Annotated in this window: 27 protein-coding genes and 1 pseudogene; 19 read left to right on the top strand and 9 right to left on the bottom strand. The window is 48.0% G+C overall.

The window, feature by feature from the left end; genetic code table 11:
* Positions 1-14: 14 nt before the first annotated feature.
* Positions 15-1,079 (top strand): toxic anion resistance protein, encoded by a 1,065-nt coding sequence (locus tag GCE9029_RS12570; protein ID WP_062663595.1) that lies wholly within the window; start codon positions 15-17, stop codon positions 1,077-1,079.
* 80 nt (positions 1,080-1,159) lie between these two features.
* On the opposite strand, the gene GCE9029_RS12575 is transcribed toward GCE9029_RS12570, so the two are convergent.
* From GCE9029_RS12575 to GCE9029_RS12585, 3 genes are all read right to left on the bottom strand, one after another.
* The gene (locus GCE9029_RS12575; RefSeq protein WP_062663596.1) at positions 1,160-1,468 is read right to left on the bottom strand and encodes a hypothetical protein; all 309 of its coding nucleotides are present in this window, start codon (positions 1,466-1,468) and stop codon (positions 1,160-1,162) included.
* A 321-nt stretch (positions 1,469-1,789) separates the two neighbouring features.
* The gene (locus GCE9029_RS12580) at positions 1,790-2,923 is read right to left on the bottom strand and encodes a Gfo/Idh/MocA family protein (RefSeq protein WP_062663597.1); all 1,134 of its coding nucleotides are present in this window, start codon (positions 2,921-2,923) and stop codon (positions 1,790-1,792) included.
* A gap of 50 nt (positions 2,924-2,973) precedes the next feature.
* Positions 2,974-3,681, bottom strand: coding sequence for a GntR family transcriptional regulator (locus GCE9029_RS12585; RefSeq protein ID WP_062663598.1), 708 nt, complete (start codon positions 3,679-3,681; stop codon positions 2,974-2,976).
* 234 nt (positions 3,682-3,915) lie between these two features.
* Between GCE9029_RS12585 and GCE9029_RS12590 the strand changes: the two genes are divergently transcribed.
* The 6 genes from GCE9029_RS12590 (at position 3,916) to GCE9029_RS12615 (ending at position 9,483) form a co-directional block, all read left to right on the top strand.
* Positions 3,916-5,073 (top strand): LLM class flavin-dependent oxidoreductase, encoded by a 1,158-nt coding sequence (locus GCE9029_RS12590; protein WP_062663599.1) that lies wholly within the window; start codon positions 3,916-3,918, stop codon positions 5,071-5,073.
* Entirely contained in the window at positions 5,073-5,975 is a 903-nt protein-coding gene (locus tag GCE9029_RS12595; protein WP_062663600.1) for an aldo/keto reductase, read from the top strand. Before GCE9029_RS12590 ends, GCE9029_RS12595 begins: the two co-directional genes overlap by 1 nt.
* On the top strand, positions 5,972-6,445 hold the full coding sequence (locus GCE9029_RS12600; RefSeq protein WP_002540006.1) for a flavin reductase family protein: 474 nt from the start codon (positions 5,972-5,974) through the stop codon (positions 6,443-6,445). Before GCE9029_RS12595 ends, GCE9029_RS12600 begins: the two co-directional genes overlap by 4 nt.
* Positions 6,445-6,975, top strand: a complete 531-nt coding sequence (locus GCE9029_RS12605) for a TRAP transporter small permease (RefSeq protein WP_062663601.1) — start codon at positions 6,445-6,447, stop codon at positions 6,973-6,975. Before GCE9029_RS12600 ends, GCE9029_RS12605 begins: the two co-directional genes overlap by 1 nt.
* A 38-nt stretch (positions 6,976-7,013) precedes the next feature.
* On the top strand, positions 7,014-8,300 hold the full coding sequence (locus GCE9029_RS12610; RefSeq protein ID WP_002540010.1) for a TRAP transporter large permease: 1,287 nt from the start codon (positions 7,014-7,016) through the stop codon (positions 8,298-8,300).
* A gap of 91 nt (positions 8,301-8,391) precedes the next feature.
* Positions 8,392-9,483, top strand: coding sequence for a TRAP transporter substrate-binding protein (locus tag GCE9029_RS12615; RefSeq protein WP_062663602.1), 1,092 nt, complete (start codon positions 8,392-8,394; stop codon positions 9,481-9,483).
* A 64-nt stretch (positions 9,484-9,547) separates the two neighbouring features.
* Here GCE9029_RS12615 and GCE9029_RS12620 read toward each other — a convergent pair whose 3' ends face one another.
* Together GCE9029_RS12620 and GCE9029_RS12625 are read right to left on the bottom strand one after the other, a co-directional pair.
* Positions 9,548-10,123: a DsbA family protein gene (locus GCE9029_RS12620; RefSeq protein ID WP_062663603.1), complete on the bottom strand. Its 576-nt coding sequence runs from the start codon at positions 10,121-10,123 to the stop codon at positions 9,548-9,550.
* Positions 10,124-10,233: 110 nt separating this feature from the next.
* Positions 10,234-10,902 (bottom strand): ArsR/SmtB family transcription factor, encoded by a 669-nt coding sequence (locus GCE9029_RS12625; protein WP_062663604.1) that lies wholly within the window; start codon positions 10,900-10,902, stop codon positions 10,234-10,236.
* A 402-nt stretch (positions 10,903-11,304) separates the two neighbouring features.
* On the opposite strand from GCE9029_RS12625, the gene GCE9029_RS12630 reads away from it, so the two are divergent.
* The 4 genes from GCE9029_RS12630 (at position 11,305) to GCE9029_RS12645 (ending at position 12,789) form a co-directional block, all read left to right on the top strand.
* Positions 11,305-11,640: an NIPSNAP family protein gene (locus tag GCE9029_RS12630; RefSeq protein ID WP_062663605.1), complete on the top strand. Its 336-nt coding sequence runs from the start codon at positions 11,305-11,307 to the stop codon at positions 11,638-11,640.
* On the top strand, positions 11,637-11,960 hold the full coding sequence (locus tag GCE9029_RS12635; protein ID WP_062663606.1) for an antibiotic biosynthesis monooxygenase family protein: 324 nt from the start codon (positions 11,637-11,639) through the stop codon (positions 11,958-11,960). The genes GCE9029_RS12630 and GCE9029_RS12635 overlap by 4 nt, the downstream gene beginning before the upstream one ends.
* On the top strand, positions 11,957-12,247 hold the full coding sequence (locus GCE9029_RS12640) for a YciI family protein (RefSeq protein ID WP_062663607.1): 291 nt from the start codon (positions 11,957-11,959) through the stop codon (positions 12,245-12,247). Before GCE9029_RS12635 ends, GCE9029_RS12640 begins: the two co-directional genes overlap by 4 nt.
* Positions 12,248-12,366: 119 nt before the next feature.
* Positions 12,367-12,789 (top strand): hypothetical protein, encoded by a 423-nt coding sequence (locus GCE9029_RS12645; protein ID WP_062663608.1) that lies wholly within the window; start codon positions 12,367-12,369, stop codon positions 12,787-12,789.
* A gap of 66 nt (positions 12,790-12,855) precedes the next feature.
* On the opposite strand, the gene GCE9029_RS12650 is transcribed toward GCE9029_RS12645, so the two are convergent.
* Both GCE9029_RS12650 and katG read right to left on the bottom strand, forming a co-directional pair.
* Positions 12,856-15,384, bottom strand: coding sequence for a hypothetical protein (locus tag GCE9029_RS12650; protein WP_062663609.1), 2,529 nt, complete (start codon positions 15,382-15,384; stop codon positions 12,856-12,858).
* Between the two features lie 322 nt (positions 15,385-15,706).
* Positions 15,707-17,917, bottom strand: a complete 2,211-nt coding sequence (gene katG / locus GCE9029_RS12655; protein ID WP_062663610.1) for a catalase/peroxidase HPI — start codon at positions 17,915-17,917, stop codon at positions 15,707-15,709.
* A gap of 702 nt (positions 17,918-18,619) precedes the next feature.
* Here katG and GCE9029_RS12660 point away from each other — a divergent pair.
* The 7 genes and pseudogenes from GCE9029_RS12660 to GCE9029_RS12690 all read left to right on the top strand — a co-directional run bounded on the left by GCE9029_RS12660 (position 18,620) and on the right by GCE9029_RS12690 (position 22,352).
* On the top strand, positions 18,620-19,000 hold the full coding sequence (locus GCE9029_RS12660) for a VOC family protein (RefSeq protein ID WP_062665645.1): 381 nt from the start codon (positions 18,620-18,622) through the stop codon (positions 18,998-19,000).
* Positions 19,001-19,126: 126 nt separating this feature from the next.
* Positions 19,127-19,837: pseudogene (locus GCE9029_RS12665) on the top strand (class I SAM-dependent DNA methyltransferase); the annotation flags it as partial.
* Between the two features lie 16 nt (positions 19,838-19,853).
* Complete coding sequence (locus GCE9029_RS12670; RefSeq protein WP_062663612.1) at positions 19,854-20,390, top strand: GNAT family N-acetyltransferase; 537 nt, start codon at positions 19,854-19,856, stop codon at positions 20,388-20,390.
* A gap of 2 nt (positions 20,391-20,392) precedes the next feature.
* The gene (locus GCE9029_RS12675; protein WP_062663613.1) at positions 20,393-20,701 is read left to right on the top strand and encodes a DUF2834 domain-containing protein; all 309 of its coding nucleotides are present in this window, start codon (positions 20,393-20,395) and stop codon (positions 20,699-20,701) included.
* A gap of 128 nt (positions 20,702-20,829) precedes the next feature.
* The gene (locus GCE9029_RS12680) at positions 20,830-21,438 is read left to right on the top strand and encodes a LysE family translocator (RefSeq protein ID WP_062665647.1); all 609 of its coding nucleotides are present in this window, start codon (positions 20,830-20,832) and stop codon (positions 21,436-21,438) included.
* Positions 21,435-21,875: a GNAT family N-acetyltransferase gene (locus GCE9029_RS12685; protein ID WP_062663614.1), complete on the top strand. Its 441-nt coding sequence runs from the start codon at positions 21,435-21,437 to the stop codon at positions 21,873-21,875. The genes GCE9029_RS12680 and GCE9029_RS12685 overlap by 4 nt, the downstream gene beginning before the upstream one ends.
* Positions 21,876-21,890: 15 nt before the next feature.
* Positions 21,891-22,352 (top strand): Mpo1 family 2-hydroxy fatty acid dioxygenase, encoded by a 462-nt coding sequence (locus GCE9029_RS12690; protein WP_062663615.1) that lies wholly within the window; start codon positions 21,891-21,893, stop codon positions 22,350-22,352.
* 49 nt (positions 22,353-22,401) lie between these two features.
* Here GCE9029_RS12690 and GCE9029_RS12695 read toward each other — a convergent pair whose 3' ends face one another.
* Positions 22,402-23,337 carry a hypothetical protein gene (locus tag GCE9029_RS12695; protein WP_062663616.1) on the bottom strand — a complete coding sequence of 312 codons (936 nt, stop codon included), beginning with the start codon at positions 23,335-23,337 and terminating at the stop codon, positions 22,402-22,404.
* A 254-nt stretch (positions 23,338-23,591) separates the two neighbouring features.
* The gene (locus GCE9029_RS12700) at positions 23,592-24,524 is read right to left on the bottom strand and encodes a GlxA family transcriptional regulator (RefSeq protein WP_062663617.1); all 933 of its coding nucleotides are present in this window, start codon (positions 24,522-24,524) and stop codon (positions 23,592-23,594) included.
* 116 nt (positions 24,525-24,640) lie between these two features.
* Here GCE9029_RS12700 and GCE9029_RS12705 point away from each other — a divergent pair, with 116 nt between their 5' ends.
* A complete protein-coding gene (locus tag GCE9029_RS12705) occupies positions 24,641-25,159 on the top strand; it encodes an isochorismatase family protein (RefSeq protein ID WP_062663618.1) in 519 nt (172 codons plus the stop codon).
* Positions 25,160-25,188: the final 29 nt, after the last annotated feature.

The following is a 25,188-nucleotide window of genomic DNA, read 5'->3' on the forward strand; positions in this document are numbered from 1 at the left end:
GATATGGAGATCCAATGACTGAATTGACCAATTCTCAAAATCTGCCGGTGGAAATCGAAGTAACACCAGAGGTAATTGAAATTGCCGACCGCTTCGACCCGTTTGATACGGTTGCCACCATCACATTTGGTAAAGATGCTTTAGAGAAAATCACGGCTTTTTCTGATGAAGTGCTGGATCAGGTTCGCGTTCGTGATAGCGGTGAGGCGGGTGACATTCTTCATGCCATGGTGTCTTCCATGGACAGTACCGAGTTCGATAGCCTTGGGAAAGGCAGCTTCCTATCAAAGCTTCCGCTTATTGGTGAAATGTTTGATTCCTTCAAGAAGTTTTCCGCTAGCTTTGATTCAGTGAAAAGCCAATTAGAGCAACTCTCTGGTCGTCTTGAAGCGCAGGAAGTCAAACTGGCGCACGATATCACTCAACTGGATACCTTGTACGACCACAACCTCGATCTCCTGAAAGGGTTAGAACAATATATTGCTGCTGGACGCTACAAGCTCAACGAGTTGAATGAAAAGGTGTTGCCTGAACTGCTACAACAGTCAGAGCAGAGCGGAGATGCGCTGGATGCACAGAAATACCGAGATGCTTCGCAAGCGGTTGCCCGCTTGGAAAAGCGTGTGCACAACTTGGAGCTAACGCGTCTTGCTGCCATTCAAACCGCGCCTCAAATTCGCCTCTCGCAGGAAGGCAACAAGATGTTGATGGAAGATATCCAAGACATCGTTCATAACACCTTCCCACTTTGGAAACGCCAGTTCCTTATTGCTATTTCAAACTATGAGAAAGAGAAGGCGCTTAAAGTTACACGCGCCGTTAAGGACTACACCAACAAGCAATATGTTCAGAACGCTGAGAAGTTGAAAGTGTTGGAAGAGCAAATCGCAGAAAACTATCAACGCGGTATTCTGGATCTGGATTCACTCGAAACGGTGAACAAACTGACGATCGAAACTCTGAATAATACCCTTTCGCGAGTGAAAGAGGGTAGAGCGCAGCGTGAGCAGGCTCAACAGGTGATTGAAAAAGCCGAACTGGAATTGAAAAAAGCGCTGGAGCAGACAATTGAGGAATGATGACTAAAGACGCACTTGGTTAGGTTACCAGTAAATCAAAAAGACTCCCAAAGGAGTCTTTTTATTAGGGTTATTAGCTATTAACTGCGGTCACGTGGAACGTACTTGCGCACGGTCTCAGTGTTGCCCTGATCGTCAGTAATAGTGAAATCTACGTACTGTGAGCGTTTAGACAACAGGTTAAAAAACGTGGTGCCATTTTCGTTTGTGCTTTGCGAAAAGTTCTTCGCAGAAACATTTGCGCCTTCGACTGGTTGACCGTCGCGAAGTACTTCGATGATGGCTGCACCATTGCGAGCATCAACTGAAACGTCAAGACCGTGACTTGGCATCGCCGTTACAGACATTGAAGCGAATAGAAGGCTGATTGCAGTAATTGTCGTTTTCATAATCGTATCTCCAATTGCATTGTTATTGATTTCGTGTTGCTACAGGGATAACGATAGGTTTGTACCGATAGAAAAAAAATCGGAAAAATTCGTGGGACTTGTTCAAAAACTTGGTGCAAGAATTTTGATTTAGGACGGTCTGCGCGGGTGGGTAATAAGAGGCGATATAAAATGCTATGCGGAGTTACAGAGTTGATAATAGCGAGAGTTTTTTACTTTTACACTTGAGTTGACGAAAAATGTGATTCATATGGCGTTCGAGTATATAAGAACGCCATCGGTAAAATTATGTCTATCGAGTAAGTAACTACGACTACTCAATTAGTCTGCGGCTTTGAAGCCAAGGCCACTATCGGTAAGCGTTACAACTTTGTGAGCACGAATAGCCTCCTGCGCCGCCAGCCCAATTACCACGGCTTTCAGGCCATCTTCCAGTGACACCTCAACTTCTTGCTCACCTAACACCGCACGCTGGAATTTCTGGTGTTGGTAGAAAGTGGAACCGTTGTGATCTCCAGCTTCGAGAAGTGTTGGGTCTACAGGCACTTCCATTTGTTTTGGTCCCTTAGGTTCGCGTGGGCTGGAAATGACTTGAGCGACAGGGGGCTCGCCAAGGGTTTCTGTCGGCCAGAAACGGCCAGGGCCTGGAACCAGACATTCAACCTTGCCTTTGTCGCCAACAACGCTGATCTCTTCTTGATAGCGCGAGCCCTCAGCGAACATGCAAAGCTCCAAGCTGGCGCGGGTGCCGTTGTCGAATTCTACGGTGACATAAGCATTATCAAGGATGTCAGGTGCTTCGCCGTTGTAGGATTCGTCTTTGTGGTTGACGGCTTGACTGCCTGATGCGAAGACACGGACAGGGTTGGCATTGGCCATCAGTCGCATCAAATCAAAGAAGTGGCAGCACTTTTCGACCAGAGTCCCACCAGTTTTGAGGTTAAATCGGTTCCAGTCATCCACTTTATGCAAGAAGGGAAAGCGATGCTCGCGAATTGAAAACAGATGGCGCTGGCCAATCTCGCCTTGCGCAAGTAAATCAAGCATCAGTGTGATAGGTGGCATATAGCGATATTCCATCGCAACCCAAATGGGAGCAGGGTGGGATTTTGCTGCTTCAACCAAACGCGACACTTCATCAATCTGTGTACAGATGGGTTTCTCAATCAAGATCGGCAGTGAGCAGCGGCTCATGATGCCTAGCAATTGCTCGGCATGCTGGAAGTTAGGGGTCGCAATAACGAGGGCATCGATATCGTTTGCTTCAAGTAATTCATCCAGACCTTCAATCGTGCGGGCATTTGGCACCAACGCTTGTGCTTTTTCGCGCATTTCTGCGTTAGGTTCGGCAAGCACGGTGATTTCTACATTCTCTAAAAGTTGAATGTTCCGGATGTGCTCTTGTCCCATCATGCCGCAGCCGAGGATGCCGTAGCGAATTACTTGATCTGTCATTCAGTCCGTCCCTTACGTTTGTTTGGTAGCCTGAGAGGCTATCGTTGTCGTTATGTCCATCGCGCTGCATAGCGCACGTTTACCGGGTCATACCAAGTGAAAGAAACCTCTTCGATACGATCCCGGTTTGACCAGCTCAAGCGCTCGATATAGCCACATGCAGAGCCAATCTCAGGTTTAAAGTCTTTGTGTTTCCAGTCCGGTACATGATCGACGGTGATGCTGTCCTGCACCTTGGAAATCCAAAAGCCAAGTTTTTCGCGGTAATACACATACAGTGACTCCACGAGATCGTCTGGGGCGATATCGTCTTTGTGCTCTCCGCTGATCCAAATCTCTTCCATGGCAGCAGGTTGTTGGTCGAGTTTTCTTAACCGGCGAAAACGCCATAGTTGTGCGTTTGATTCTAGTCCCAACAAAGACGCCACATAGGTGTTGGTGTGTTGCTCCACGCTAAGAAAATCAGCATTTGGCAACCCACCACCGGATTTCAGTTCAAGGCGGAAAAAGTGATACACCGCGGAATTATCCGGCGTGTTTTTCACATAAGTGCCGGAGCCCTGAATCCTTTCCAGCAATCCATTCTGTTCAAGCTCGTTCAATGCTTTGCGCAGCGTGCCGACCGCAACGCCCAGCTTTTTTGCCAGTTCCGCTTCAGTAGGCAGCCTTTCTCCCGGCAACCAATAACCTGCCGAGATTTCTCTGCGCAACAACTCGCTTATCTGGATGAACAAGGGTAATCGTGTTGATTCACTCATTTTCTAAAAATCTCAAAATTAATAACCGCCGATATATTAGAAGGTTACTGAGCTTTTTTCTGTTTCCCCGCTCAGAGAGTGAATGAATTCATTCATCATTGATTTACTTTATTTGTAAATCTTATAGCATTTATTAACAATTCATTCACTAATCATTTTCATTTCGATGAGAGTGAAAAGCAACAAGAACAATAACGTTGGTTGGCTTTTTACAATAAGAACAGGAGAGTTCAGATGAGTGTCGTGCCTATCACGAGTGAGGGGTTAGATGCCGCAGAGGTATCTTGGTTTGCGCCGCTTTGTAGCGACGATTATCGCTATTTGGGTGTGCCTGATGGCGCGTTGCGAAGCAGTTGGGAAAACACACGCGACATCGTTTTGACTGCTGAGAAGCAGGGTTTTCGTAACATTCTCTGCCCGTCCTCGTATCAGGTGGGGCAAGACACCCTGACTTTCGCTTCAGCAATGGGCCCGCTTACCGAGCGTATCAATTTGCTGGCAGCGATTCGTTGTGGAGAAGTACATCCGGCGATGTTAGCCCGTTCGGTCGCGACGCTTGATCACATCATGAAAGGGCGTTTGACGCTGAATGTCATCTCCTCTGATTTCCCAGGTGAGAAAGCGGATAGCGCTTACCGCTACCGCCGTTCAAAAGAAGTGGTCGATATTCTTCGCCAAGCCTGGACGCAAGATGAAATCCGCTACGACGGAGAGATCTACAAACTCGACACACTTTCTGCTGATCCTGTTCGTCCTTATCAGCAAAACGGTGGTCCACTTCTCTACTTTGGTGGCTATTCTCCGGATGCCCTTGAACTGTGTGGTTCAGACTGCGACGTGTACCTGATGTGGCCGGAAACCGAAGACATGCTGGAATCACGCATGAAAGCGGTGAACGAGGTGGCACAACGTCATGGACGCACACTCGACTATGGCCTTCGTGTTCACATGATTGTTCGCGATACCGAAGCAGAAGCCCGTGAATATGCTGAGTCTCTGGTATCAAAGCTAGACGACGATTTTGGTCAATCGATTCGCGAGCGCGCATTGGACTCGAAGAGTCTTGGTGTTGCTTTTCAGTCTAAACAACGTGAACAGGCAGACCAGTTTGGTTTTACCGAACCGAATCTTTGGACCGGTGTTGGCCGCGCCCGCTCTGGTTGTGGTGCAGCGTTGGTGGGCAGTGTCGATCAGGTGCTGACCAAGATTGAACGCTACAAGAAAATGGGTATCCGCGCCTTTATCTTCTCTGGCTACCCGCACAAATCTGAATGTGAAATTGTCGGCCAGAAAATTCTACCAGAGCTTAAAACCTGCTCAATGCCTGAAGAATACGGCCGTGTTCCGGCGACCACCCCTTTGACTCCACTTGGCGCAGGAGAGCGCAAATAATGAAATACACAGAACTGCATCCGTCACTGTCTGCATTCAGCCGTCTGGTTTATGGCGTTTGGCGTTTGTCGGATGATGAGAATACCTCTGAGGCGCATGTTCGCGCGAAAGTCGATGCGTGTCTGGAACAAGGGATTACCACCTTTGATCATGCTGACATCTATGGTGACTACTCTTGTGAAGAGGTGTTTGGTCAGGTGCTGGAAGCGACCCCTTCACTTCGTGACCAGATTCAGTTGGTGTCGAAGTGCGACATTATGCTGCTATCAGAAAAATACCCGAACCGCCGTGTTAAATACTACGACACCTCAGAAGCGCATATCCGTCAATCAGTTACCAATTCTTTGCAAAACCTGAAAACTGACCATCTTGACTTACTGCTGATACACCGCCCGGACCCGTTTATGGATCATAGTGAAACAGGGAATGCGCTGGATTCACTGATAGATGAAGGTTTGGTGAAAGCCGTCGGTGCGTCCAATTTCAAATCGTGGGATTGGGAATTGCTGCAATCTGGTATGCGTCATCCACTAGTGACCAACCAGATTGAAATGAGCCTGATGACCCGCGATTCCTTTACCGACGGCACAGTGTCGTTCATGCAAAAAGGCGGCATTAAGCCAATGGCATGGTCGCCGCTGGCCGGTGGCGAGCTGTTTGGCAACAGCGAGGCAGCGCAGCGCGTGAAACCTTTGTTGCATCGTGAGGCAGAGAAGTTCGATGTCGGTATTGATGCTGTCGCGATTGCTTGGCTACTCGCACACCCTGCAGGCATTTTGCCTGTGTTGGGTACCAACAATATTGAACGTATTCGTGGCATAAACGACGCGCTGAAAGTCTCGATAGATAGAGAAACTTGGTTTGAACTTTGGACGGCAGCAGCAGGGGAGGAAGTAGCATGAGCCGCGAACTGAGAAACGCACTTTCCTGCTTTGCCACTGGTGTCACAGTGATTACAGCGCGCCATGAAGGGCAGGATTATGGATTGACGTGCTCGTCTTTCAACTCTGTTTCTTTGGAGCCAGCGATTGTGCTTTGGAGCATCAACCGCACATCGTCAACCAAACAACCGATTCTGGAGTCTGGTGGCTACACAGTGAGCGTGCTCGCGGTGGAACATTCCGAGCTTGCGATGAAGTTCTGCCGTGACAGCCATGAAGAGCGCTTCCGTGGTGTGGAGATCCAACGTGCACCGAGTGGGCGTGCCATCATTGAAGGTGCTGTGGCCTGGTTTGACTGCGACTTAAACGGCGTCGTCAGTGCAGGTGACCACGATATCCTGCTTGGCAAAGTGACCGACTTTCACTCGCAGCAGGGTGATGGATTAGTGTTTGAACGCAGCCGCTTCGGCAAGGTAGGAGAAGTCGCTTAATGGCAGTGGTGAAGTCAGTCATTTCGGTGCTGGAAACCGTCAATAACACATTGGATCGCATTGGCGCATCTATAGCTTGGGTGCTGGTGGCCTTGATGGTGTCCAGCATTCTGCTGCAGGTGGTGTGTCGCTATGTGTTCAATGCTGCATTGCCTTGGCCGGAAGAAGTCGCCCGGGCATTGATGATTTGGATGATGGCACTGGTTGCGGGGCAGGCGTATCGAAAGGGCATGTTTGTCTCCATCGATATGATTTTCAATTATCTGTCACCAAAAGTGGCGCAGGTAATTCGGATTCTGCTGCTGGTGATTGCCTTTGCTGTTCTTATCCAACTGTTCGTCATCGCACTGGAATTCTTTGACCGCGGCTTTCGAACCCGTGCAGCATCTTTTCCGCTAAAGCGGGCTTGGATCTATCTCGCGATGCCGGTGTGTTTCGGCACCATGTTGCTCGCGAATTTAGAAATGTTCCTGAAAGCGCTTACTCATAAAGAAGAGGATGCCATCGCTGCGCAAGCTGGAGAAAGCTGAGTAGTCAGGCTTTGGTAATCATAAGGATGTGGCTGTAAATGTTGATCTTCTTTCTACCTCTGTTTTTAGTTTTCCTTCTCGTCGGCATGCCAGTGTTTTTCGCGCTGCTCGCCGCTCCGGGCTTCATGCTCTATGCCGAAGGCATGGACAGGGATATTCCCCTGCTGTTCCGCAATATCTACAACGGTATTGATTCTTTCCCGCTGATGGCTATTCCATTCTTCATGCTCGCGGGTGAGGTGATGAACCGGAGTGGGATCACCCTGAGTCTGGTGAATTTCTCTCAATCACTTATTGGTCATGTACGCGGTGGTCTGGCCCATGTGAACGTAATGTCGAGCATGCTGTTTGCAGGGCTTTCCGGTTCTGCCGTCGCCGATACCTCTGCAATCGGTTCGATGATGATTCCAGCGATGGAAAAGAACGGGTACTCGCGTAAGTTCGCGGCTGCCATTACAGCGGCTTCTTCGGTGATTGGCCCAATCATTCCACCTTCCGGCATCATGATTATTTATGCCTACACCATGGAAATTTCCGTGGCAGCACTGTTTGCGGCGGGAGTGGTTCCGGGTGTGATGATTGGTGGTGGCTTGATGCTGTTGATCGCGTTGCTGGCGAAAAGTCAGAACCTGCCAATTGCCAGTGAAAAAGCGACATGGCGTGAACGCGGAACAGCCACCAGAAAAGCATTCTGGCCATTGCTGACACCCGTGATCATTTTGGGCGGCATATTGGGTGGCATCTTTACACCGACGGAAGCTTCTGCCGTTGCGGTGCTTTATACCTTGGTCGTCGGCATGTTTGTGCTTCGCACTGTGAAGCTGAAAGACATCCCGGACATTTTTACCGCAAGTGCCAAGTCGTCAGCCGTAATTCTATTGTTGGTTGGCGCAGCACTGGCGTTCAAAACCGTGGTCTCGCTTTCCCATGCAGCTGAGTCCATGGCGCATTGGACGCTGAGCATCAGTGAGAATCCGCTGATCTTACTGTTCCTTATCAACATCCTGCTTTTTATTGTTGGCATGTTCCTCGATGCAGGGCCGGCCATCATTATTCTGGGGCCAATTCTGGCGCCGGTTTTTGTCAGTCTGGGCATAGACCCAGTGCATTTCGCCATCATCATGAGCGTGAACCTCACGGTGGGCTTGGCGACGCCTCCAATGGGACTGGTGTTGTTTGTGGCATCAAGCGTATCTGGCGAGAAAGTCGAAACGCTGTCCCGCGCGATTCTGCCGTTCCTGGCAGTGGAAGTGGTAGTGATCTTCCTGATTACGTTTTTCCCGTCTCTTTCTATGACCATTCCGCAATGGCTAGGTCTGGCATGATTCAGGATTTTTAAAGCAACCGAGAACGTAAGTTCTCACCTTATGTGGAACGGCCTTTGGGCTGGCAATCACGGAAGTGAAAAGGTGAAGTATGAAAATAACGGTAAATAAAATGCGTACAGCATTGAAGGGAAGTGCATTGGCGTTGCTGGCTGGTTTGATGACTACCACAGCATTGTCAGTACCAGCCATGGCGGCGGACTTCAACCTTCGCGCAGTGGCTAACTCTAATGAAAATGACGAAGACTATGATGGCCTGATCGTCTTTAAAGACTTTGTTGAGGCGCACTCGAACGGCAAAATCAAAGTTGACCTGTATATCGGTACCCAACTTTGTGGTAACGGTACCGAGTGTATTCAGGCGGTAGAAGACGGTTCAGTCGATATCTACATATCTACCTCTGGCGGTGCGGCAAACATGTTCCCGTACATTCAGGTTCTTGACCTTCCGTATGTGCTGCCTGATGACCGAACCGCAGAAGCCGTTCTACAGGGTGATTTTGTGCGTGAACTGCGTAAATCCATTCTTGCGGACACAGACGACAAACTGCGCCTGATGGCGATCGGTAATACTGGCGGCTGGCGTAACTTTGCTAACACCAAGCGTACAGTAAAACAGCCAAGTGATTTGGAAGGCCTGAAAATCCGCACCGTGGTTGCAGATTTGCCGCAAGAATTGGTGAAAGCACTGGGGGCAAGCCCAACGCCAATCCCTTGGCCTGAGCTTTATACCTCATTCCAAACGGGAGTGGTTGAAGGTTCGAAAAACGGCATTACCGACATCATGGGCATGAAGTTCCCAGAAGCAGGTTTGAAATACGTCACCTTGGACGGCCATGCCTACATGTCAGCGCTTTGGTATATGAACAACGAAGCCTTCCTTGATATGCCACCAGAGCTACGCAAAGTGATTGTCGATGGCTTCCGTGCACTGCAACAGGCAACGTTCGCTTCTCCAAAGCGTAAATCGATTGCCGCTTACGATGCCTTCAAGAAATCAGGCGGTAAGCTCTACGTGCCAACTCCTGAAGAAAAAGCCAAGTTCCAGGAATCCGCAGCGCCGGTTTATATCTGGTTCCAGGAGAACGTGAAAGACGGTAAGAAGTGGTTTGATTTGCTCAAATCAGAATCCGAAAAAGCGCAACAACAGATTGCTGCAGCGGATAAAGCAGACCTCTCCTAACGGCTTGTAAGGGAATACAAAAATCAGCCTCTTGGGGCTGATTTTTTCTTTTAATGCAGTTTGTCTATTTCAACAAAGGATCAATCGCCGCCTGCCAGTCTTCCAAGCTGGAATGGTGGTCGACCGGAACCAAGCCCGCATTGTTAATAAACACCGTGGGTGTAGCCCAAACGGACCGTGTCGCCGCATAGCGAATCGGCGTTCTGCCCTGCACATAGACATCGCTGCTGTCCATTCGCTCGATGAAAGCTTCACGGTCAACTTTGCCATGTTCCACGGCATAATCAGCAACCAAGTTTCTCAAGTCTTCATGGGTCTTATGGAGAAACTGGCCGTTGTAGAACGTATCCTGCCGCTCATACAAGAAGGTGGCGAAGCGATAAAACTTCTGTGAATCACTCTCGGCCAAAGCAAATAACCCCAAACTCATGTCCCACGCCTGACGGTGGTTACTTAGCGTAATGAGGTGAGTTTTCAGGCTTACGGACTGCCCTTTGTAATGCTCCATTACCGCTATCAGGTTCGGCCAGATAGCGCGTGAATGCGGGCATTGAATGTCGACGAAAACATCGATGGTGACGGATGCGGCTGGGTCACCAAGTAGAACTCCACTTGGGCGGTGGGGAATGGGTATGCTCATAACGTCCTTGTCCTTAGCTCGTTGTTATTGTGTTGAGCTAAGTGTAGCTAACGGATTCACTCCAGCTCTATAGGCTAGTTGAGTCACTAATGCGACTTTGAATCAGTACGTTATGCAATAAAAGTTTGTCTGAAACGGGTGATACCTTTAGGCGTAAATTCGATAACTCTCGAGTCCGGTATTTGTTGCGCCCAACCCTGACTAAGTAAGTATTCCAATATCCACTTTCCAAGGCTACCCGCTAAGTGCGTTCGCCTTTCACTCCAATCCAAACAGGCTTTACAAACAGGGCGCTTTTGTCTTTCAAACGCCTCAATATCAGCACCCAAGCTAATAAAAAAGGCTTTCCCTTTTTCCGTCAGCTTCGCCTCAATTAATGCATCTTCAATCAAACCTTGCGCCACCAGTGAATCATAGAGTTGAACGGCAACTTCACCGGCCAAGTGGTCATAACATACACGCGAATGACGAAGTGATTTATCGCTAGGGCCAGTGTGAATAGGGTTGATAGAAGCGGTTACGTTCATCAATTGTTCGAGCAGTTCTGCGATTTCATAACCGGCAAGTTGGAAATATCGATGGCGACCTTGTTTTCGCACTACCAGCAAACCTCCCTCGACCAACTTTGATAAGTGGCTGCTGGCGGTTTGCGCAGAAATGTGAGCTTCCAACGCCAGTTCAGTTGCGGTTAACGCTTTACCGCCAAGCAGTGCAATGAGCATTTTTGAACGGGCGCTGTCGGCAACAAGCGCGGCGGTTTGAGTGATGTCCGGTTCCATTTTAAAAACTCGATGATGTGACTGCGATAAGGTTAGCAGTCGTGGCTAGGGGCTGTTGACCTTTGGTGGTTGAATTTTGTTCTCGCTATAAGCGTTTTAGGCGCGGCGAGGTGTGTGCCGCCTAGTCATTCTAAGCAAATACACCTCAACAAAGCATAAAACGCTTAGAGCAGAACCCTTCGGGCAGCGTTTGTGGGGATTTTCTCCAGCGTTATCGGCTTCTCATGTAGGCCAGCTACACATCGAAGCCTCTGCCTTGCATAAAATCCCCACAAACTGCTGCAAAAATCATCACCAAAGGTCAACAGCCCCTAGAGAATACTTCGACGACGCTCGAAGCATAGGGTGATTTCAACGCTTAAGCTGTTTTCCAACGCTCAATATGGATAAGGAAGTGGCGCTATGATCACCTGTTTTATTGAATACCGTATCGACCCGTTCAAACAAAGTCAGTTTGAAAAATATGCCCGGAACTGGGGAAAGATTATTCCTGACTGTGGAGGGGACTTGCTTGGGTATTTCATGCCCCATGAAGGAACCAATGATGTGGCTTACGGGCTGATTTCGTTTCCGGATTTAGCGTCGTATGAATCCTACCGCGAGCGGCTTAAATCGGATGAGGCTGGAAAGCGGAATTTTCTTTTCGCCAACAAAGAACAGTTTATTGCAGCTGAAAAACGCTCATTCCTAAGTGTGGTGGATGCGACCTACAAGCAAGAAGCGAGGGTAGCAAAATGATCGCCGTTATCTTTGAACTGGAGCCCCATGCGGAGCACAAAAGCACGTATCTTGATATAGCTGCCGTACTTCGTGAGGAACTGATGGAGGTGGAAGGGTTTATCTCGGTCAAGCGCTTTCAGAGTCTGACTAATGAGGAGCGTATGTTGTCGCTGTCTTTCTGGGAAAGTGAAGAGGCGATCGCTCATTGGCGGAATAACCTTCGTCATCAACTGGCGCAGCAAAAAGGAAAAGAGAGCTTGTTTAAAAACTATAGAATTCGCGTTGCAAACGTGGTGAGAGATTACGGGCTGGATGCCCAGCAAGGAGAAGAACGATGAGAGTGGTTGCGATTTTTACTGATACCCCAGAAATGCTCGAACACCGTAAACAGCACGGTCAGGCACACTTCGATTTTTTGCGTGCTAACCAATCAGAGATTCTGGTTGGCGGCGGGCTAAGAGATGAAGACGGGGGCGCGTATGTGGGTGGTCTTTGGGTTATGGAAGTGGAAAGCCTGGCTCGCGCAAAGGCGATTATCGAACAAGACCCTTATTACGTACCTGAGCTGCGGAGCTTTGAATTAAAAGTTTGGGGTAAAGCGTTTGATGAAGACGTAATTATATGAAATATGGTAATTACTCTATTTCATGGTCTAAAGTTTGATTTGAGATGACTGTCTAAATATACAGTATTTCGATGTGGTAAGGTTCGTGCAGATTTTCGTTTCAAAGCCCAAGGAAGACCATGAGAGACGTTGTTTTAAAGAACCTGCGCGAACGTTTTCAATCATTGAATGAGATTGTTGATACCTTAAACCCAGAGCTGTTTACCACCCATTTGAATGTACCGAAGAACAAGTCTGTTGGTGAACATATGTGGTGTATTGTCGGTGCACGGGAGAGCTATACAAAATCGTTGCTGAAAGGCGAGTGGGCAGGCTTTGAATGTTCACTGGCATCTACAGAACATCGTGGCGATGTGATAGAGAAACTCAGATCTTCCGAAGCAGCGTTTGAAGCGGCGATCAAAGACATAAATGAATGGACGCCAGAGCGAAACGAATTATTGGTTTACCTGCTGGAACACGAAGCAACCCATGAAGCCCAATTGATTCGACATCTATTTGCTCTGGAACAAACACTGCCTGAGTCTGTGAAGTGGGCTTAGAGGAAATCTCGATAAAGAAAGGGGAGCTTGGCTCTCCCTTTCTTTTTTGGGTCTGAATTGCCTCTTCTACAGAGAATCGTCCTCTGTGGCGGTTTCCACCTTAATTTTAAAATAGTGTTTGCGGTCTGTGGTATCAGGGAAGTCGACGGCGTCACTGTCCGTATTCAGTAGAGGGATTTCAACGTAGAATTTTTTATCCCCCGCTGCATTCTTCCACAAACGAATTCTTGCTGGCATAACAAGCAGTGACGTTGGCAACTTAGGTGCTGGGGTTCCTGCTGTCTTCTTGATCTCATCGACCAGATAGTTGGCAGAAACCGACAGCAAGTTCATATCTATCTCGTCGAAATCTTCACTCAGAAACGATATATCCGTGGAGATGGTAAATACTTTGCCAGGTTCGATAGAAACGCCTTTGAAGTTCTGTACATGAGTGCCGAAGTACAAGGTGTCGAGCTTATGTTGGCCTGCAATACCAATCGAGTCTGCCGAAAGGGCGACATCTTTCCCCGCGCCGGGGAGTTTTTTGTCTTTGGCAGAAAACACCACTTTCCAACCATGAGGGAGGTGGTTTTTCGGTGGTGAAATGTCATAAATCCAAGGTCTGAAGAGCACCTTCCGGGTTCCGGCGAAAAGCCCCTGCAACTCTACCGCGCCACCTTTCTCAGCCTGTAAATCTCCAGCTGCACGCTCGTTTTCATCGTACGGGGTAATATGAAGGTGAGCAATGGATGGCGGGCGCACGTTGACCAGAGAACCAAGATCATCCGGTCTTGGATGTGTGTAATGGTTACCGCTAAGACCGCTGTAAATATTGCTGTCCGGGTAGCTTGATCTTGGGGTTTCCCAGAACAAACGCGCTTTACAATAGGTGACGCGACGGGAATCTGTGGGGGTACTGGTGATCACCATTTCATTCTGGCGCGAATCTGCGGTGAATACGATCAGACTGGTCCAACGCAGTGGGTTCCGATCGGCGCGGTCGCCATATTGAGTGGTGTTAAAAGGGTCGTAGTTGTTGCTGTCAAAATGGTGCTCGACACTGCCAGTCTGCATGGAGTTAGAGCAGGCGCCCATATAAATCGCACCACCTTTGTTGCCGTAGCAGTCAAAGTTTCCGAGATCGTTCGACGATGCAATGTAGGTCCATTTACGGTGTACTTCCAGCTGACCGTCAGGGGTTGGCCAACGGTTTTCATCAGCCGTATTTCGACTGCCCAGGGTTGGGTCAGACATATAAATGCCCCAACCATCATTATTAACTGCCGCACAGCCAATAAAGCTGTTGTGCATGTAGTCTTCGTAGCCGCCTGGGAAATACCAGCCATCCAGTCCATTTTCTCGAGCCATCAAATTGATGTGGGTGTTGTAAGCACCATCAATGCCGACAAACCCGTTCCATGGCATGGCGTCAACAACGATGTTCATGAACTCGTTGTAGGACGCGCGCGCAGTGGTGGAGTAGTTGCCTGGAAGATAAGGGGTCATTTGTGAAAGCAGAGTGTAATAGGCTTCCATATTATAGAAGGAGACTTCGACCGTTTTTGTAGACGAGGGTAAGCCACCCGGCACCACAACGGTTGTAGTTGTATCCAAACGTTTGATGGGTTTGTGGTAGACCCGTGTTTCCCCCTGTGTTTTGGGCTTGCTGGTGGTTTGTTTGTCGGACGCTTTGATACCAACGGATTTACCATCCAGTTTCTTGCCGATGTTGGCGATACGGGCGACTTCTTTTCCCTTGGCATCAAAGGCTCTGACCCAACGGACGAGTGGCACATCGATGGTGTCATCAAGCAATACTTCTTTGGAATCGCTGTAGGTACCGCGAGCGGGGACGATGATTTCCGTATCACCTTCGCCATTATTGAGCTCAAAGCTGGTGAGATCAGACCAAACCAAAGGGATGTTGAATCGCTTTTGCGGTAGGCGGTTTGGCTGGCCTGCCCAGTATTTCGGGGAGTTGGGCTGAGAACTTGCTGCAACACTCGGCTGAGGCGGGGTATGACCGATGACGATGCCGTTGCCTCCATCGCCTGGATCTTTCAGACAGCCGCTGACGGCAAAATCAAACAATCGGGTAGAGCCGCACTGAGTATAAATACCGTCATTATTTGAACCACCAATCGGACACAGTGCGGTTGGGTGAGTGGTAACATCACGTAAAGCGCCAGAGAGGGCTTTCCTTCTTACATAGCTACCTTGCCCTCTGAAAGTTCCGGAGCCCGTGGGGACTAACAAGTTTCCGACAATGGGGAAATAGCCTTTTCCCATGACGACATGAAAATCGTAGCGTTCATCTGATGGCGGCACAGGATCGCCGTTCAAATCACGTAGCCTCAACGCTTGCTCAAGCTTGACCTGATTTCGTTGTGCCATGGCGATAACGCCTTCGCGGTCTCTTTGCCAACGGGCTTTGGCAGCTTGGGGAGTGAGACCGACGGATTCTAGGTCAATCGTCAGTTCGCCTGTTTCGAGAAGGCTGATCAGCCAGTTATAAAGGAACTGCAACAGGCGGTTGAAGGCATCTGCGGTGATACGGAATGGAAAGGTGACGAAGCTCCATGTCCGTGGATAGCGTTGGCGTAAATTACACATTTTTCTGCACTCATTTCCGTGAATTTATTCACTGACTCTACGCGAATCGTCAATGAATTATTGTCCAAGTATCAGGACATATAATGTGTGTAATGACTTACTTTCTTTGATCGGTCTGGGTTGGTTAGGCTGGTGCATTTCAATCGCTGCCAGTGGGTTCTGTAGTGACAATATTTGAGGTTGTGAGGCGTGATTTAGGTGTGTTCTCCAACAACTTTATTGTCTTTTAGCGGCCTGATTTATTGTTGAAGTTCAAGTGGCCAGCCATTTGTACAAAAAAAGCGCCGTCAATGACGGCGCAAAACGCTTGTGCGTTAATGGATTAGTTGAGATCAAAACGGTCGTTATTCATCACTTTTGTCCATGCTTGAACAAAGTCATCAATAAATTTTTGCTGAGCGTCATTCGAGGCATAAACCTCGGCAATTGAGCGCAGTTCCGCGTTAGATCCGAAGATGAGATCGACCGGCGTAGCGGTCCATTTTTGGTCACCACTCGCTCGGTCGTAACCGACATAAATACCTTCTTCCTTCTCTGAAGGTGCCCATGCGTTAGACATATCCAGCAGGTTCACAAAGAATGCATTGTTTAACGTGCCCGGCTTGTCGGTAAATACGCCGTTAGTTGAACCATCACTGTTTGCGTTCATGGCGCGCATACCACCGATGAGTGCCGTCATTTCTGGTACTGTCAGGGTGAGAAGATCCGCACGTTCCACCAGCATTTCTGCGGGAGAACGGTAGTTGCTTGAGGCGTCGTAGTAGTTACGGAAACCGTCAGCCGTCGGCTCAAGAACGGCAAACGATTCAACGTCTGTCATGGCTTGAGTGGCATCGGTGCGGCCAGGGTTAAATGGCACAGTAATATCTACACCTCCCGCTTTGGCTGCTTTTTCAATCGCTGCATCACCACCAAGCACAATCACGTCAGCCAGAGAAACCTGGGTATCGCCAGCGTCTTTGTTGAAAGCCTTTTGAACCTTGGTGAGTTCCTTCAGTACTTTTTTCAGTTCCTTCGGATTGTTCACAGCCCAGTCAACTTGAGGTTGCAAAGCAACACGTGCGCCGTTAGCACCACCTCGCATGTCGGTGCCGCGGTAGCTGGCGGCCGATGCCCATGCGGTTCTCACCAGCTCAGGTACTGTCAGATCTGTTTCCAGAATTGCCGCTTTGATTTTCTGCGCCTGCATGTCGTTGATCAGAGGGTGGTCAACCTCTGGTACCGGGTCCTGCCATACCAGAATTTCCTCGGGGATTTCAGCGCCGATATAGCGGGCGCGAGGGCCAAGGTCACGGTGGTTCAGCTTAAACCAGGCTTTCGCGAAGGCCAGCTCAAAGTCCTCCGGATTTTGGCGGAAACGCTCGGCAATCGCACGGAATTGAGGGTCTTCTTTAAGTGCCAAGTCAGTGGTGAACATAATTGGCGCATGGCGTTTGGTTGGATCGTGTGCATCAGGCACCAGAAGTTTTGCGCTTTCGCTGTCAGGAACCCATTGCTTCGCGCCTGCTGGACTTTCTGTTAGCACCCAGTTGAAGGTAAACAGGTTATCCAGGAAGTTGGTGGTCCATTGTGTTGGGGTAACTGTCCATGCGCCTTCCAGTCCGCTGGTAATAGTGTCTTTGCCGTTACCATCGCCACACTTGTTTTTCCAACCAAAGCCTTGGTCTTCGACAGGCGCGGCAGCGGGTGCATCGCCCAGACACTCTTCCGGTTTGTGCGCGCCGTGCGCTTTACCGAAGGTGTGGCCACCTGCGATCAGAGCAACGATTTCTTCATCGTTCATCGCCATGCGGCCAAATGAGTGACGAATGTCTTTGGCGGCAGCAAGTGGATCCGGGTTACCGCCCGGGCCTTCGGGGTTAACGTAAATCAGACCCATTTGAACGGCTGCCAAACCTTCTTTCAGCTTGCCGTTTTCATCACGACGCTCATCAGCGAGCATTTCTTCTTCCGGACCCCAGTAAACCAAATCCGGTTCCCAATCGTCTTCACGTCCACCGGCGAATCCAAATGTTTTGAAACCCATAGATTCGAGAGCCACGTTACCTGTCAGTGCCATGAGGTCAGCCCAGGAAAGCGCCGCGCCATATTTCTGTTTTACAGGCCAGAGTAGGCGGCGAGCTTTGTCGAGGTTACCGTTGTCCGGCCAGCTGTTTAGTGGGTCAAAACGCTGTTGGCCGCCGCCAGCACCACCACGTCCGTCATGCACACGATAAGTCCCTGCTGCATGCCATGCCATGCGGATAAAGAATGGCCCGTAGTGCCCATAGTCCGCTGGCCACCAAGGTTGGGAAGTGGTGAGCACATCGGAGATATCTTTCTTCACTTGATTGAGGTCGAGTTGTTCAAATGCAGATGCGTAGTCAAAGCTTTCGCCGAAGGGATTGGATTCCTGACCATGGTCGCGGAGTGGTGCAAGGTTGAGTTGATCAGGCCACCAGAATTGGTTGGATTTTGGTTCCCCCTGAGCCATAGCTGGCGCTGAAATTAGCGCTCCGGTTAGGGCGATGGAGAGTAGCGTACGTTTAAACATAATTGCCTCCTTTTGGTCGTGCCAACTGCTTTTTCTTTTCTTGAGTTGTTTATTAACTTCGAAAAGTTAATTGGATTTTCCATTTCCAATCTTCGTCAGAAAATTCGAATTGATTGGATTTTTCGAATAAGATTAATTTTCTTTTTGTCGATCGCTTTGAAAAGCATTCCCTAATTAACAATTTTTCTTATTTCTAATGTTGAATTGGGTTTGTATTAATTTATAAGCACAGAGTAACCGCAGCGGTTTAGGCTGTGCATGCAAGATGATGATTAGCTAACATGCTGTGTTAGCGATGTTTGTTTTACTCCTCAACAGAGCAGATTGTTATTTTCCCTAACGGATTGCCTAATAATTCGTCATGTTTGGATTATAGGAATGAAAACCACAATCGATAAAAGGGAATATTTCGATGGCTATGATTGGTAAAAGCGAAAATGCAGTCACTTTGACTTTTGCATGAATCATTAAGTGACTAATATAAAATGAAATATTTCACTTGCGATTAAGGCTTGTTTGGTTAACTTTTTAATTAATCTAATAACAAATTAATTCTTTTCTAATCGATTGTTATAGTGCTTTATTTACTTATATGCATTTGATTGCTTTTGTTCTGAAATTAAGATTACTGAAAGATTTTTAATTTTCAGTTAGCTTAGGGAATTCATTTGTTTTCATAACAAAGAGATGGGGGAGCCGCATTTGAAAATCAGTCATCTGGATCACTTGGTCCTGACAGTGGCATCAATTGAAGTGACGGTAGATTTCTATTCCCGAGTGTTAGGAATGGAACATGAGGTGTTTGGAGAAGGGCGTGTTGCTTTGCGGTTTGGTAACCAGAAAATCAATCTTCATCAGCGGGGTCATGAATTCAACCCCCACGCTCAGCATGTCCAAACTGGGAGCGCCGACCTCTGCTTTATCGCAGAGACACCGTTGGAAGCTGTCATCAGCCGTCTTCATAGCGCAAATGTGAGACTGCTAGAAGGGCCAGTAAAAAGGACAGGTGCCATCGGGATGATTGAATCTGTGTACTTCCGTGATCCAGATGGAAATCTCATTGAGGTTTCGAACTATCTCTAAACTCATCAAAGGATTTGATTGCGGATTACGATTGACTGTTAATCTTGTAGCTAACTTTAATTAAAACAAGGAAGTAGTGTGTAAGACCTCTCCGAGTTCTGGTCTGGAGAAGACTACGATCGTCAGTATGCTCATCTCTATGAAGATGACATTGCCCTAATTGAAAATGTGATAGATGAGGTTCAGGCAAAGAGCTTACTCGATGTCTGCTGTGGAACGGGTATTGTTACCATTCCTTTGTCTGAAAAACTCGAACGCACGGTAGGTGTTGACCTTGCTCCAACAATGCTGGAGTGGGCAAAAAAGAAAGCCTTTCAGATTTCCTCAATCAGCTTTTTAGAACAAAACGCAGTCACTTTTTCACTGCAGTCACGTTTTGATATCGCGATTATGACGGGGAATGCCTTTCAAGCCTTTGCAAACGATAAGGACTTCGCAAGATTACTGCCGAACGTCGCAGCACACTTAAATCATGAAGGGGTATTTATCTTTGATACCCGCCTGCCAACACCTAGCAATTTAGCGTTGGACGATGACTTTAAAAACTACCCAAGCTACTTTGACGCGAAAGGTGAACAAGTCCAATGTTTTAGGCGTGCGGAAAGATATGATAGTGAAAACAAAGTATTGTATTCACTATCCAGGCGCATCTATGCCGATGGTAGCGTCAAAGAAGCGGGCATTGACCTTAAGTATCGTTCAAAAGAAACCATTGAACGATGTCTCGCCGAGGCAGGTTTTACTATCGACAAGCGATATGCTGACTGGCGAAGATCTGAATGGTCAGAGAACTCGAATTCGCTGATCTGTGTTGCAAAGAAGGTCAACAGACCCTAAGAAGAGGCAAATACCTATGTTTACGCGTCAAATCACTGATGACCTCTCTATAGCGTTAGTTCAGCCCTCTTTTGCTAAAAACTTCTATGAAATCGTGTGCCGAGAGCGAGAGTACTTGTCGCAATGGTTGGCCTGGCCTCCTCATGCCAATGGAGAGGCATTCTTTGAAAGCTTCGTAGAACGTTCTCTTCATGACTACGCGGACGGTAAATCTCTGACCTGCGCCATGGTCTATGGTGGTGAGGTTGTGGGCAATGTCAGTTTCAACTCCATTAACCATGAGCTCAAGAAAGTCGAGATCGGTTATTGGTTGAGTCAATCTTTTCAAGGTAAAGGCATTGCTTCGAGCTGTGTTCAGGCATTGATAGATATCGCTTTCCAAGAGTTGGTGATGGAAAAAGTCCAAATAGCGGCGGCAACGGAAAACATGCCAAGCCGAAAGCTGGCTGAACGCCTTGGCTTTGTGCTTGAAGGAATAATCACCCGTAACGAAAATCTTAACGGTCGTGTGGTGGACCATGCGATCTACGGACTTAGCAGAAAAGGAGAATAAACTTGGCGATCATCTACTTCATTCTTGCCGTTCTTGGCGCACTGTTTCCCTATGCTGCTTTTGGTGTTTGGTTGGTGGAGAATGGCCTAAATGTTTCTCAGCTTCTTGCTGATGCGATGGCAAACCCCATCAGCATGATGGCTTGGCTAGATGTCATCATCGCGGGCGTGGCGCTTGTCGTTTTCATCGTGGTTGATGGCAAGGATAATAACGTAAGGCTTCGCGGTTGGGCGATTGCAGGTACATTGACGATCGGCGTGGCGTTTGGGTTGCCTTTTTATCTATTTCTCAAAGAAAGCGACCAAAAATGATTCTTCACAGTCTGTAGCACTTGAAAATCCCTTAGCGAGACGCAAGGTTGTTTATACCCGAACTCTCAGAATGTTTTGACTTCGGGTTGTCTTGATAGAGACACCAACGCTTAGGGATGACAGCTGATATGGATTACCTGATTGCCGTAACACTTTTCGCGATTTCTGCCTCTGCAACACCAGGCCCAAACAATCTTCTTTTGATGTCTTCTGGCGCTAACTTCGGCGTGAAGAAAAGCCTGCCGTTAATGTGTGGGATCTGCTTTGGTTTCGCGCTGATGCTATTTCTGGTAGGCGTTGGATTTGGGCAAATCTTCCAACAGTTTCCTGAGCTTCACTTCATCATTAAGTGTGTGGGTACAGTTTATCTTCTCTATCTGGCTGTTTTGATTGCCCGCTCTGGCGATATAGCGGAAACCGGCACTGAAGCCAAACCTCTGACTTTCTTGAAAGGCGCACTTTTCCAATGGGTGAACGCCAAAGCATGGGTGGTCGCAACAGGGGCAATTGCGGCTTTCACCACCTTAGGTGCTGGTTATTACAGCCAAAATTTGACTATTGCTGTCACTTTCTTTCTAGTTTCATTTCCCAGCGTAGGCATTTGGTTATTGTTCGGTTCAGCATTGAAACAGGTATTGTCTTCTCCTACCCGCCGTAAATTGTTTAATTACTTTATGGCGACTTTACTGGTATTGTCCGTCGCCCCAGTGTTTTTGGAAATTTTGGCAGCTATATGAAGGCAATAAAACACCGTTTGGCAACCATCGAAGACTACGAGTTTCTGCTTGAAGTAAAAAAACAGGCGGAAGGAAAATTGGTCGAAGCGGTATTTGGTTGGGATGATGATGTGCAAACACGTATTCACCGAGCAGAGTGGGAAGATGCCATACCTCAGGTGATTGAACTTGATGGCGAACGCATCGGCAGCTTCTTACTTCAGAAATACGACGATCATTATTACTTCCGTCGTTTTTTTGTCTGGCCTGAGTGCCAGGGAAAAGGCATTGGATCCTCTATCCTGCGTGAATGCTTGAACAAGGCCGACAGTGAAGGCTTGCCAGTAAAACTTAGCTATTTACAGGGAAACCGGGTTTCTGCGTTGTATCAACGTTTTGGCTTTAAGTACGTGAATGAAGATGAGCACTTTGTTTATATGGTAAGAGACCTAGACTGAAGAACGGAGTGAGTGATGAAAAGTTTGGAAGAATGGTTTGAGGAGTACGGCGAAAGCCACCAAAACCCAACCAATCAGAAAATTCACAAAGTGGCAGTGCCGGGAATTTTTTTCTCAGTCGCGGGGCTGCTTTGGCTCATCCCCTCTCTTTCTGTTTTTGGAGCGGCAATTGCGCCTTACTTTGCTGTATTAGCGTTGGTATTGTTCTTCTATCTTGCACTGTCTTTCAAAGCCTTTGTCGTGATGGCGATATTTTCTGCGTTTTGCACCATGGTGCTGGTGGAATTACAAAGTGCAGAAGCTGATATCTTTATGATTTCACTCGTTATGTTTGTGGCACTTTGGATACTTCAGTTTATCGGCCACCATATTGAGGGTAAGAAACCATCCTTTTTTAAAGATGTGCAGTTTCTACTGATAGGGCCGGCGTGGGTGTTTCATTTTTTCCTTCCCTTGACGCCTCGCGGCGAGACCTAAAAAAGAAAAGCCAACCCTGAGGTTGGCTTTTTAGTTCCAATTAAGCTGCTTAGTTTGGCAGGAACTTTGGCGCGTAACAGGTATCTGTCTCTGCCGTTACTCGCGTCATCGCATCAATACGCATTGGCACCAAACCAGCGTGGGACTGGCTGCCAAAGTTCTTATCATTAGTGGTTGGGTCAAGCACCCACAGATTGGTACTGTTTTGAGAACCGGTGACATTACCATTTTGGGCGGCAACCAAGATCTCTCCATTCTGATCCAGCGTTGCTGCTGTGATATTGTCGATGTAGTGGAAGAACTTCACTGATGCTGATGCATTCTCAGTGCTTACAGAGAAAACGCGGGTGTTAGTGACGAAAAGAAGTTCGTCATCTTTGAAGATCAAATCCCCCCAGTTCGCATAGCCACCTAAACGGATGTTCAAGTCCAGATTGCCAATTAGCGTTGACTCACCAGTTGCAGCGTCGATGGTAAACAGACGACGGATATCAGAGCCGTAAAGGGTTCCCGTCTCTGGGTCGAAGGTCATTCGCCATACTTGGTAAGGTGTGGTACCAACCAAGTGGTGAGTTTGTGAATCGACATCAAAGTAAGCTAGCTCATAAGGCTGATATTTTTTGGACTGAAAAGGCAGATCAGTAATTTCTTCTTCTGAAAACCCACCCTCTTCAACACCATCAATGTAGAACTCATCCGGCGTTGGCGTGCTTGCATAGTAAATGCGGTTGTTGGCTGCGTCGTATGCCATCGCAGAAGCACTGAATAGCGCGCGAGAATTAATCTCAGCGAGGTTAGCGGCTTCCATATGGAACTCTTTGCGAGTAATGCTACGAGCAAGACCTTCGTGAACGTTAACAAGCACACCTACATCACCTCGGCCTGCGTTCATGGTGTAGAGGTTACCATCACACTCTGCTGATGCAGCTGACATGCTAAAAGTGCTGGCTGCTAGTACGAGTGATGATAGCAGTGTCTTTTTCATTTCCCGGCTCCTATGTCCTTTAGATTTTTACACTTAGTTTTTTATTCCTGAAACAGGCTGACATGTGACAACCGCGGTCAAAACTTCTGGATAGCAAGTTGTAAAAATGTCTAGGAACGCACCCTAACACCGACGAATATCATTTACTTTGATAAATAAATGAATAGGTTTCACCTTCGCTGCACTGAAACGTGATTCTTATTTTGAGGACGTAATGTTGTGAAATTAAACACTAATTTATTTACAGCTAATGTTTAATCGCGATACATCTTTCTCCAATAAGAGGGGGTTACGCCGAAGGATTTCTTGAAGTGATGGCGAAGAGTAATGGCGTTATTGAAGCCGGATTCAAAGGCGACATTTTCGATGTCTAATGAGGTAGATTCCAAAAGATGCTGACAATGCGCCAGTCTTGCGGAAAGTAGCCAGTGCCCAAAGGAACGGCCAGTGATGGTTTGAAATCTGCGTGTAAAGGTTCGCCGGCTCATCATGGCTTTTTCTGCCAACGCATCGATGGAGTGAGGCTCTTTGAGCGATTTCAGCACCTCATCAAGCAACATAGCTAACCGCTTGTCGCCACCGCGTTCCGGCACAGGCATTGAAATAAACTGAGACTGCCCACCCTGACGTTGTGGTGGAACGACCAATAGACGGGCAATGTCATTGGTAGCTGCGCTGCCTTTTAGGTTTCTGACAATCTGAAGGCAGCAATCCAGACCTGCTGCTGTACCGGCAGAAGTGACAACATTGCCTTCCTCTACATAAAGCACATCACTATCGATGGCGATGTGCGGGAACAGAGATTTAAACGCGTCAAAGTACGCCCAGTGCGTGGTAGCGCGCTTTCCATCAAGGAGCCCGGCCGCCGCAAGCGCAAAGCTTCCAAGACACAACCCCACCACTAAGGCATCTTTGCTGTGTGCTGCTTTGAGAGCATTAACTAAAGCGTTGGACGGGGGCAGATAGGGTGAATGCCAGCTGGGAATAATGATGATATCGGCATCGTCCATTTTGCTTAAACCATGTTCGGTGTGAATGCTGAAACCTGCAGTAGTGTGTATCGGCGTATCAAGCTCACTGCATACCGTCACCGAGAAATCTCCGGCTGCATCGGCAAACACCACGCATGGGACAGAAAGGTGGAAAGGACTCATTCCCTCAAAGGCATACACTGCAACATGTATCATTACGATGATTCCCAGTATATCAATAATGACCCAATCTTATCGTTATTGGCCTTATGGGTCACTGTTTGAGTTTTCATCGCTGCACCATAATGACTCCAACAAACAAGGAGACAGTAATGGAAAAGACAGCCCTGTTAGTGATTGATCTTCAAAACGACTATTTCGAAAACGGCGCGTTCCCTCTGTGGCAAGCGGAAGAAACTAAAGATCGCATTGTGGCTTTTATGGAACAAGCGAAGGCAGAGGGTGTGGAAATCATCCATGTCCAGCATATCGCTGATCCAGCAATGGGTTTATCGCCTTTCTTTAACCAAGGAACAGCAGGTGCGGATATTCATGCTGACGTATTGGCGGCAGCACCGGACGCAGCGGTTGTGGTGAAGCACTTTGCCGACAGCTTTGAACAAACCAACTTGGAAGCGGTATTGACAGAGAAAGGCATTGAGCGACTTTGGGTGGCAGGTATGATGACGCAGAACTGTGTCACGCATACTGCGATTTCAAAGGCGGCAGAGAAATATGAAGTGGCGATCCTGCCGGATCTCAGTACGACAGTTTCAGAGCTTTTGCACCTTATCGCGTTGCATGCCGTTTCTACACGCATGACACTGACCCCAAGCGGTACATTGATTTAATACCAATCGTAGTAAATGTCTGCTCATCC

It is taken from the genome of Grimontia celer, from assembly GCF_900055185.1.
Taxonomy (GTDB): Bacteria; Pseudomonadota; Gammaproteobacteria; order Enterobacterales; family Vibrionaceae; genus Enterovibrio; species Enterovibrio celer.

Coding starts and splice junctions, on each gene's coding strand:
- GCE9029_RS12640 (WP_062663607.1), top strand. CDS start 11,957: ATGAGAGTGGTTGCGATTTTTACTGATACCCCAGAAATGCTCGAACAC.
- GCE9029_RS12575 (WP_062663596.1), bottom strand. CDS start 1,468: ATGAAAACGACAATTACTGCAATCAGCCTTCTATTCGCTTCAATGTCT.
- katG (WP_062663610.1), bottom strand. CDS start 17,917: ATGTTTAAACGTACGCTACTCTCCATCGCCCTAACCGGAGCGCTAATT.
- GCE9029_RS12585 (WP_062663598.1), bottom strand. CDS start 3,681: ATGAGTGAATCAACACGATTACCCTTGTTCATCCAGATAAGCGAGTTG.
- GCE9029_RS12695 (WP_062663616.1), bottom strand. CDS start 23,337: ATGAAAAAGACACTGCTATCATCACTCGTACTAGCAGCCAGCACTTTT.
- GCE9029_RS12615 (WP_062663602.1), top strand. CDS start 8,392: ATGAAAATAACGGTAAATAAAATGCGTACAGCATTGAAGGGAAGTGCA.
- GCE9029_RS12630 (WP_062663605.1), top strand. CDS start 11,305: ATGATCACCTGTTTTATTGAATACCGTATCGACCCGTTCAAACAAAGT.
- GCE9029_RS12580 (WP_062663597.1), bottom strand. CDS start 2,923: ATGACAGATCAAGTAATTCGCTACGGCATCCTCGGCTGCGGCATGATG.
- GCE9029_RS12680 (WP_062665647.1), top strand. CDS start 20,830: ATGGATTACCTGATTGCCGTAACACTTTTCGCGATTTCTGCCTCTGCA.
- GCE9029_RS12625 (WP_062663604.1), bottom strand. CDS start 10,902: ATGGAACCGGACATCACTCAAACCGCCGCGCTTGTTGCCGACAGCGCC.
- GCE9029_RS12610 (WP_002540010.1), top strand. CDS start 7,014: ATGTTGATCTTCTTTCTACCTCTGTTTTTAGTTTTCCTTCTCGTCGGC.
- GCE9029_RS12595 (WP_062663600.1), top strand. CDS start 5,073: ATGAAATACACAGAACTGCATCCGTCACTGTCTGCATTCAGCCGTCTG.
- GCE9029_RS12645 (WP_062663608.1), top strand. CDS start 12,367: ATGAGAGACGTTGTTTTAAAGAACCTGCGCGAACGTTTTCAATCATTG.
- GCE9029_RS12685 (WP_062663614.1), top strand. CDS start 21,435: ATGAAGGCAATAAAACACCGTTTGGCAACCATCGAAGACTACGAGTTT.
- GCE9029_RS12635 (WP_062663606.1), top strand. CDS start 11,637: ATGATCGCCGTTATCTTTGAACTGGAGCCCCATGCGGAGCACAAAAGC.
- GCE9029_RS12705 (WP_062663618.1), top strand. CDS start 24,641: ATGGAAAAGACAGCCCTGTTAGTGATTGATCTTCAAAACGACTATTTC.
- GCE9029_RS12700 (WP_062663617.1), bottom strand. CDS start 24,524: ATGATACATGTTGCAGTGTATGCCTTTGAGGGAATGAGTCCTTTCCAC.
- GCE9029_RS12690 (WP_062663615.1), top strand. CDS start 21,891: ATGAAAAGTTTGGAAGAATGGTTTGAGGAGTACGGCGAAAGCCACCAA.
- GCE9029_RS12590 (WP_062663599.1), top strand. CDS start 3,916: ATGAGTGTCGTGCCTATCACGAGTGAGGGGTTAGATGCCGCAGAGGTA.
- GCE9029_RS12605 (WP_062663601.1), top strand. CDS start 6,445: ATGGCAGTGGTGAAGTCAGTCATTTCGGTGCTGGAAACCGTCAATAAC.
- GCE9029_RS12620 (WP_062663603.1), bottom strand. CDS start 10,123: ATGAGCATACCCATTCCCCACCGCCCAAGTGGAGTTCTACTTGGTGAC.
- GCE9029_RS12570 (WP_062663595.1), top strand. CDS start 15: ATGACTGAATTGACCAATTCTCAAAATCTGCCGGTGGAAATCGAAGTA.
- GCE9029_RS12650 (WP_062663609.1), bottom strand. CDS start 15,384: ATGTGTAATTTACGCCAACGCTATCCACGGACATGGAGCTTCGTCACC.
- GCE9029_RS12670 (WP_062663612.1), top strand. CDS start 19,854: ATGTTTACGCGTCAAATCACTGATGACCTCTCTATAGCGTTAGTTCAG.
- GCE9029_RS12600 (WP_002540006.1), top strand. CDS start 5,972: ATGAGCCGCGAACTGAGAAACGCACTTTCCTGCTTTGCCACTGGTGTC.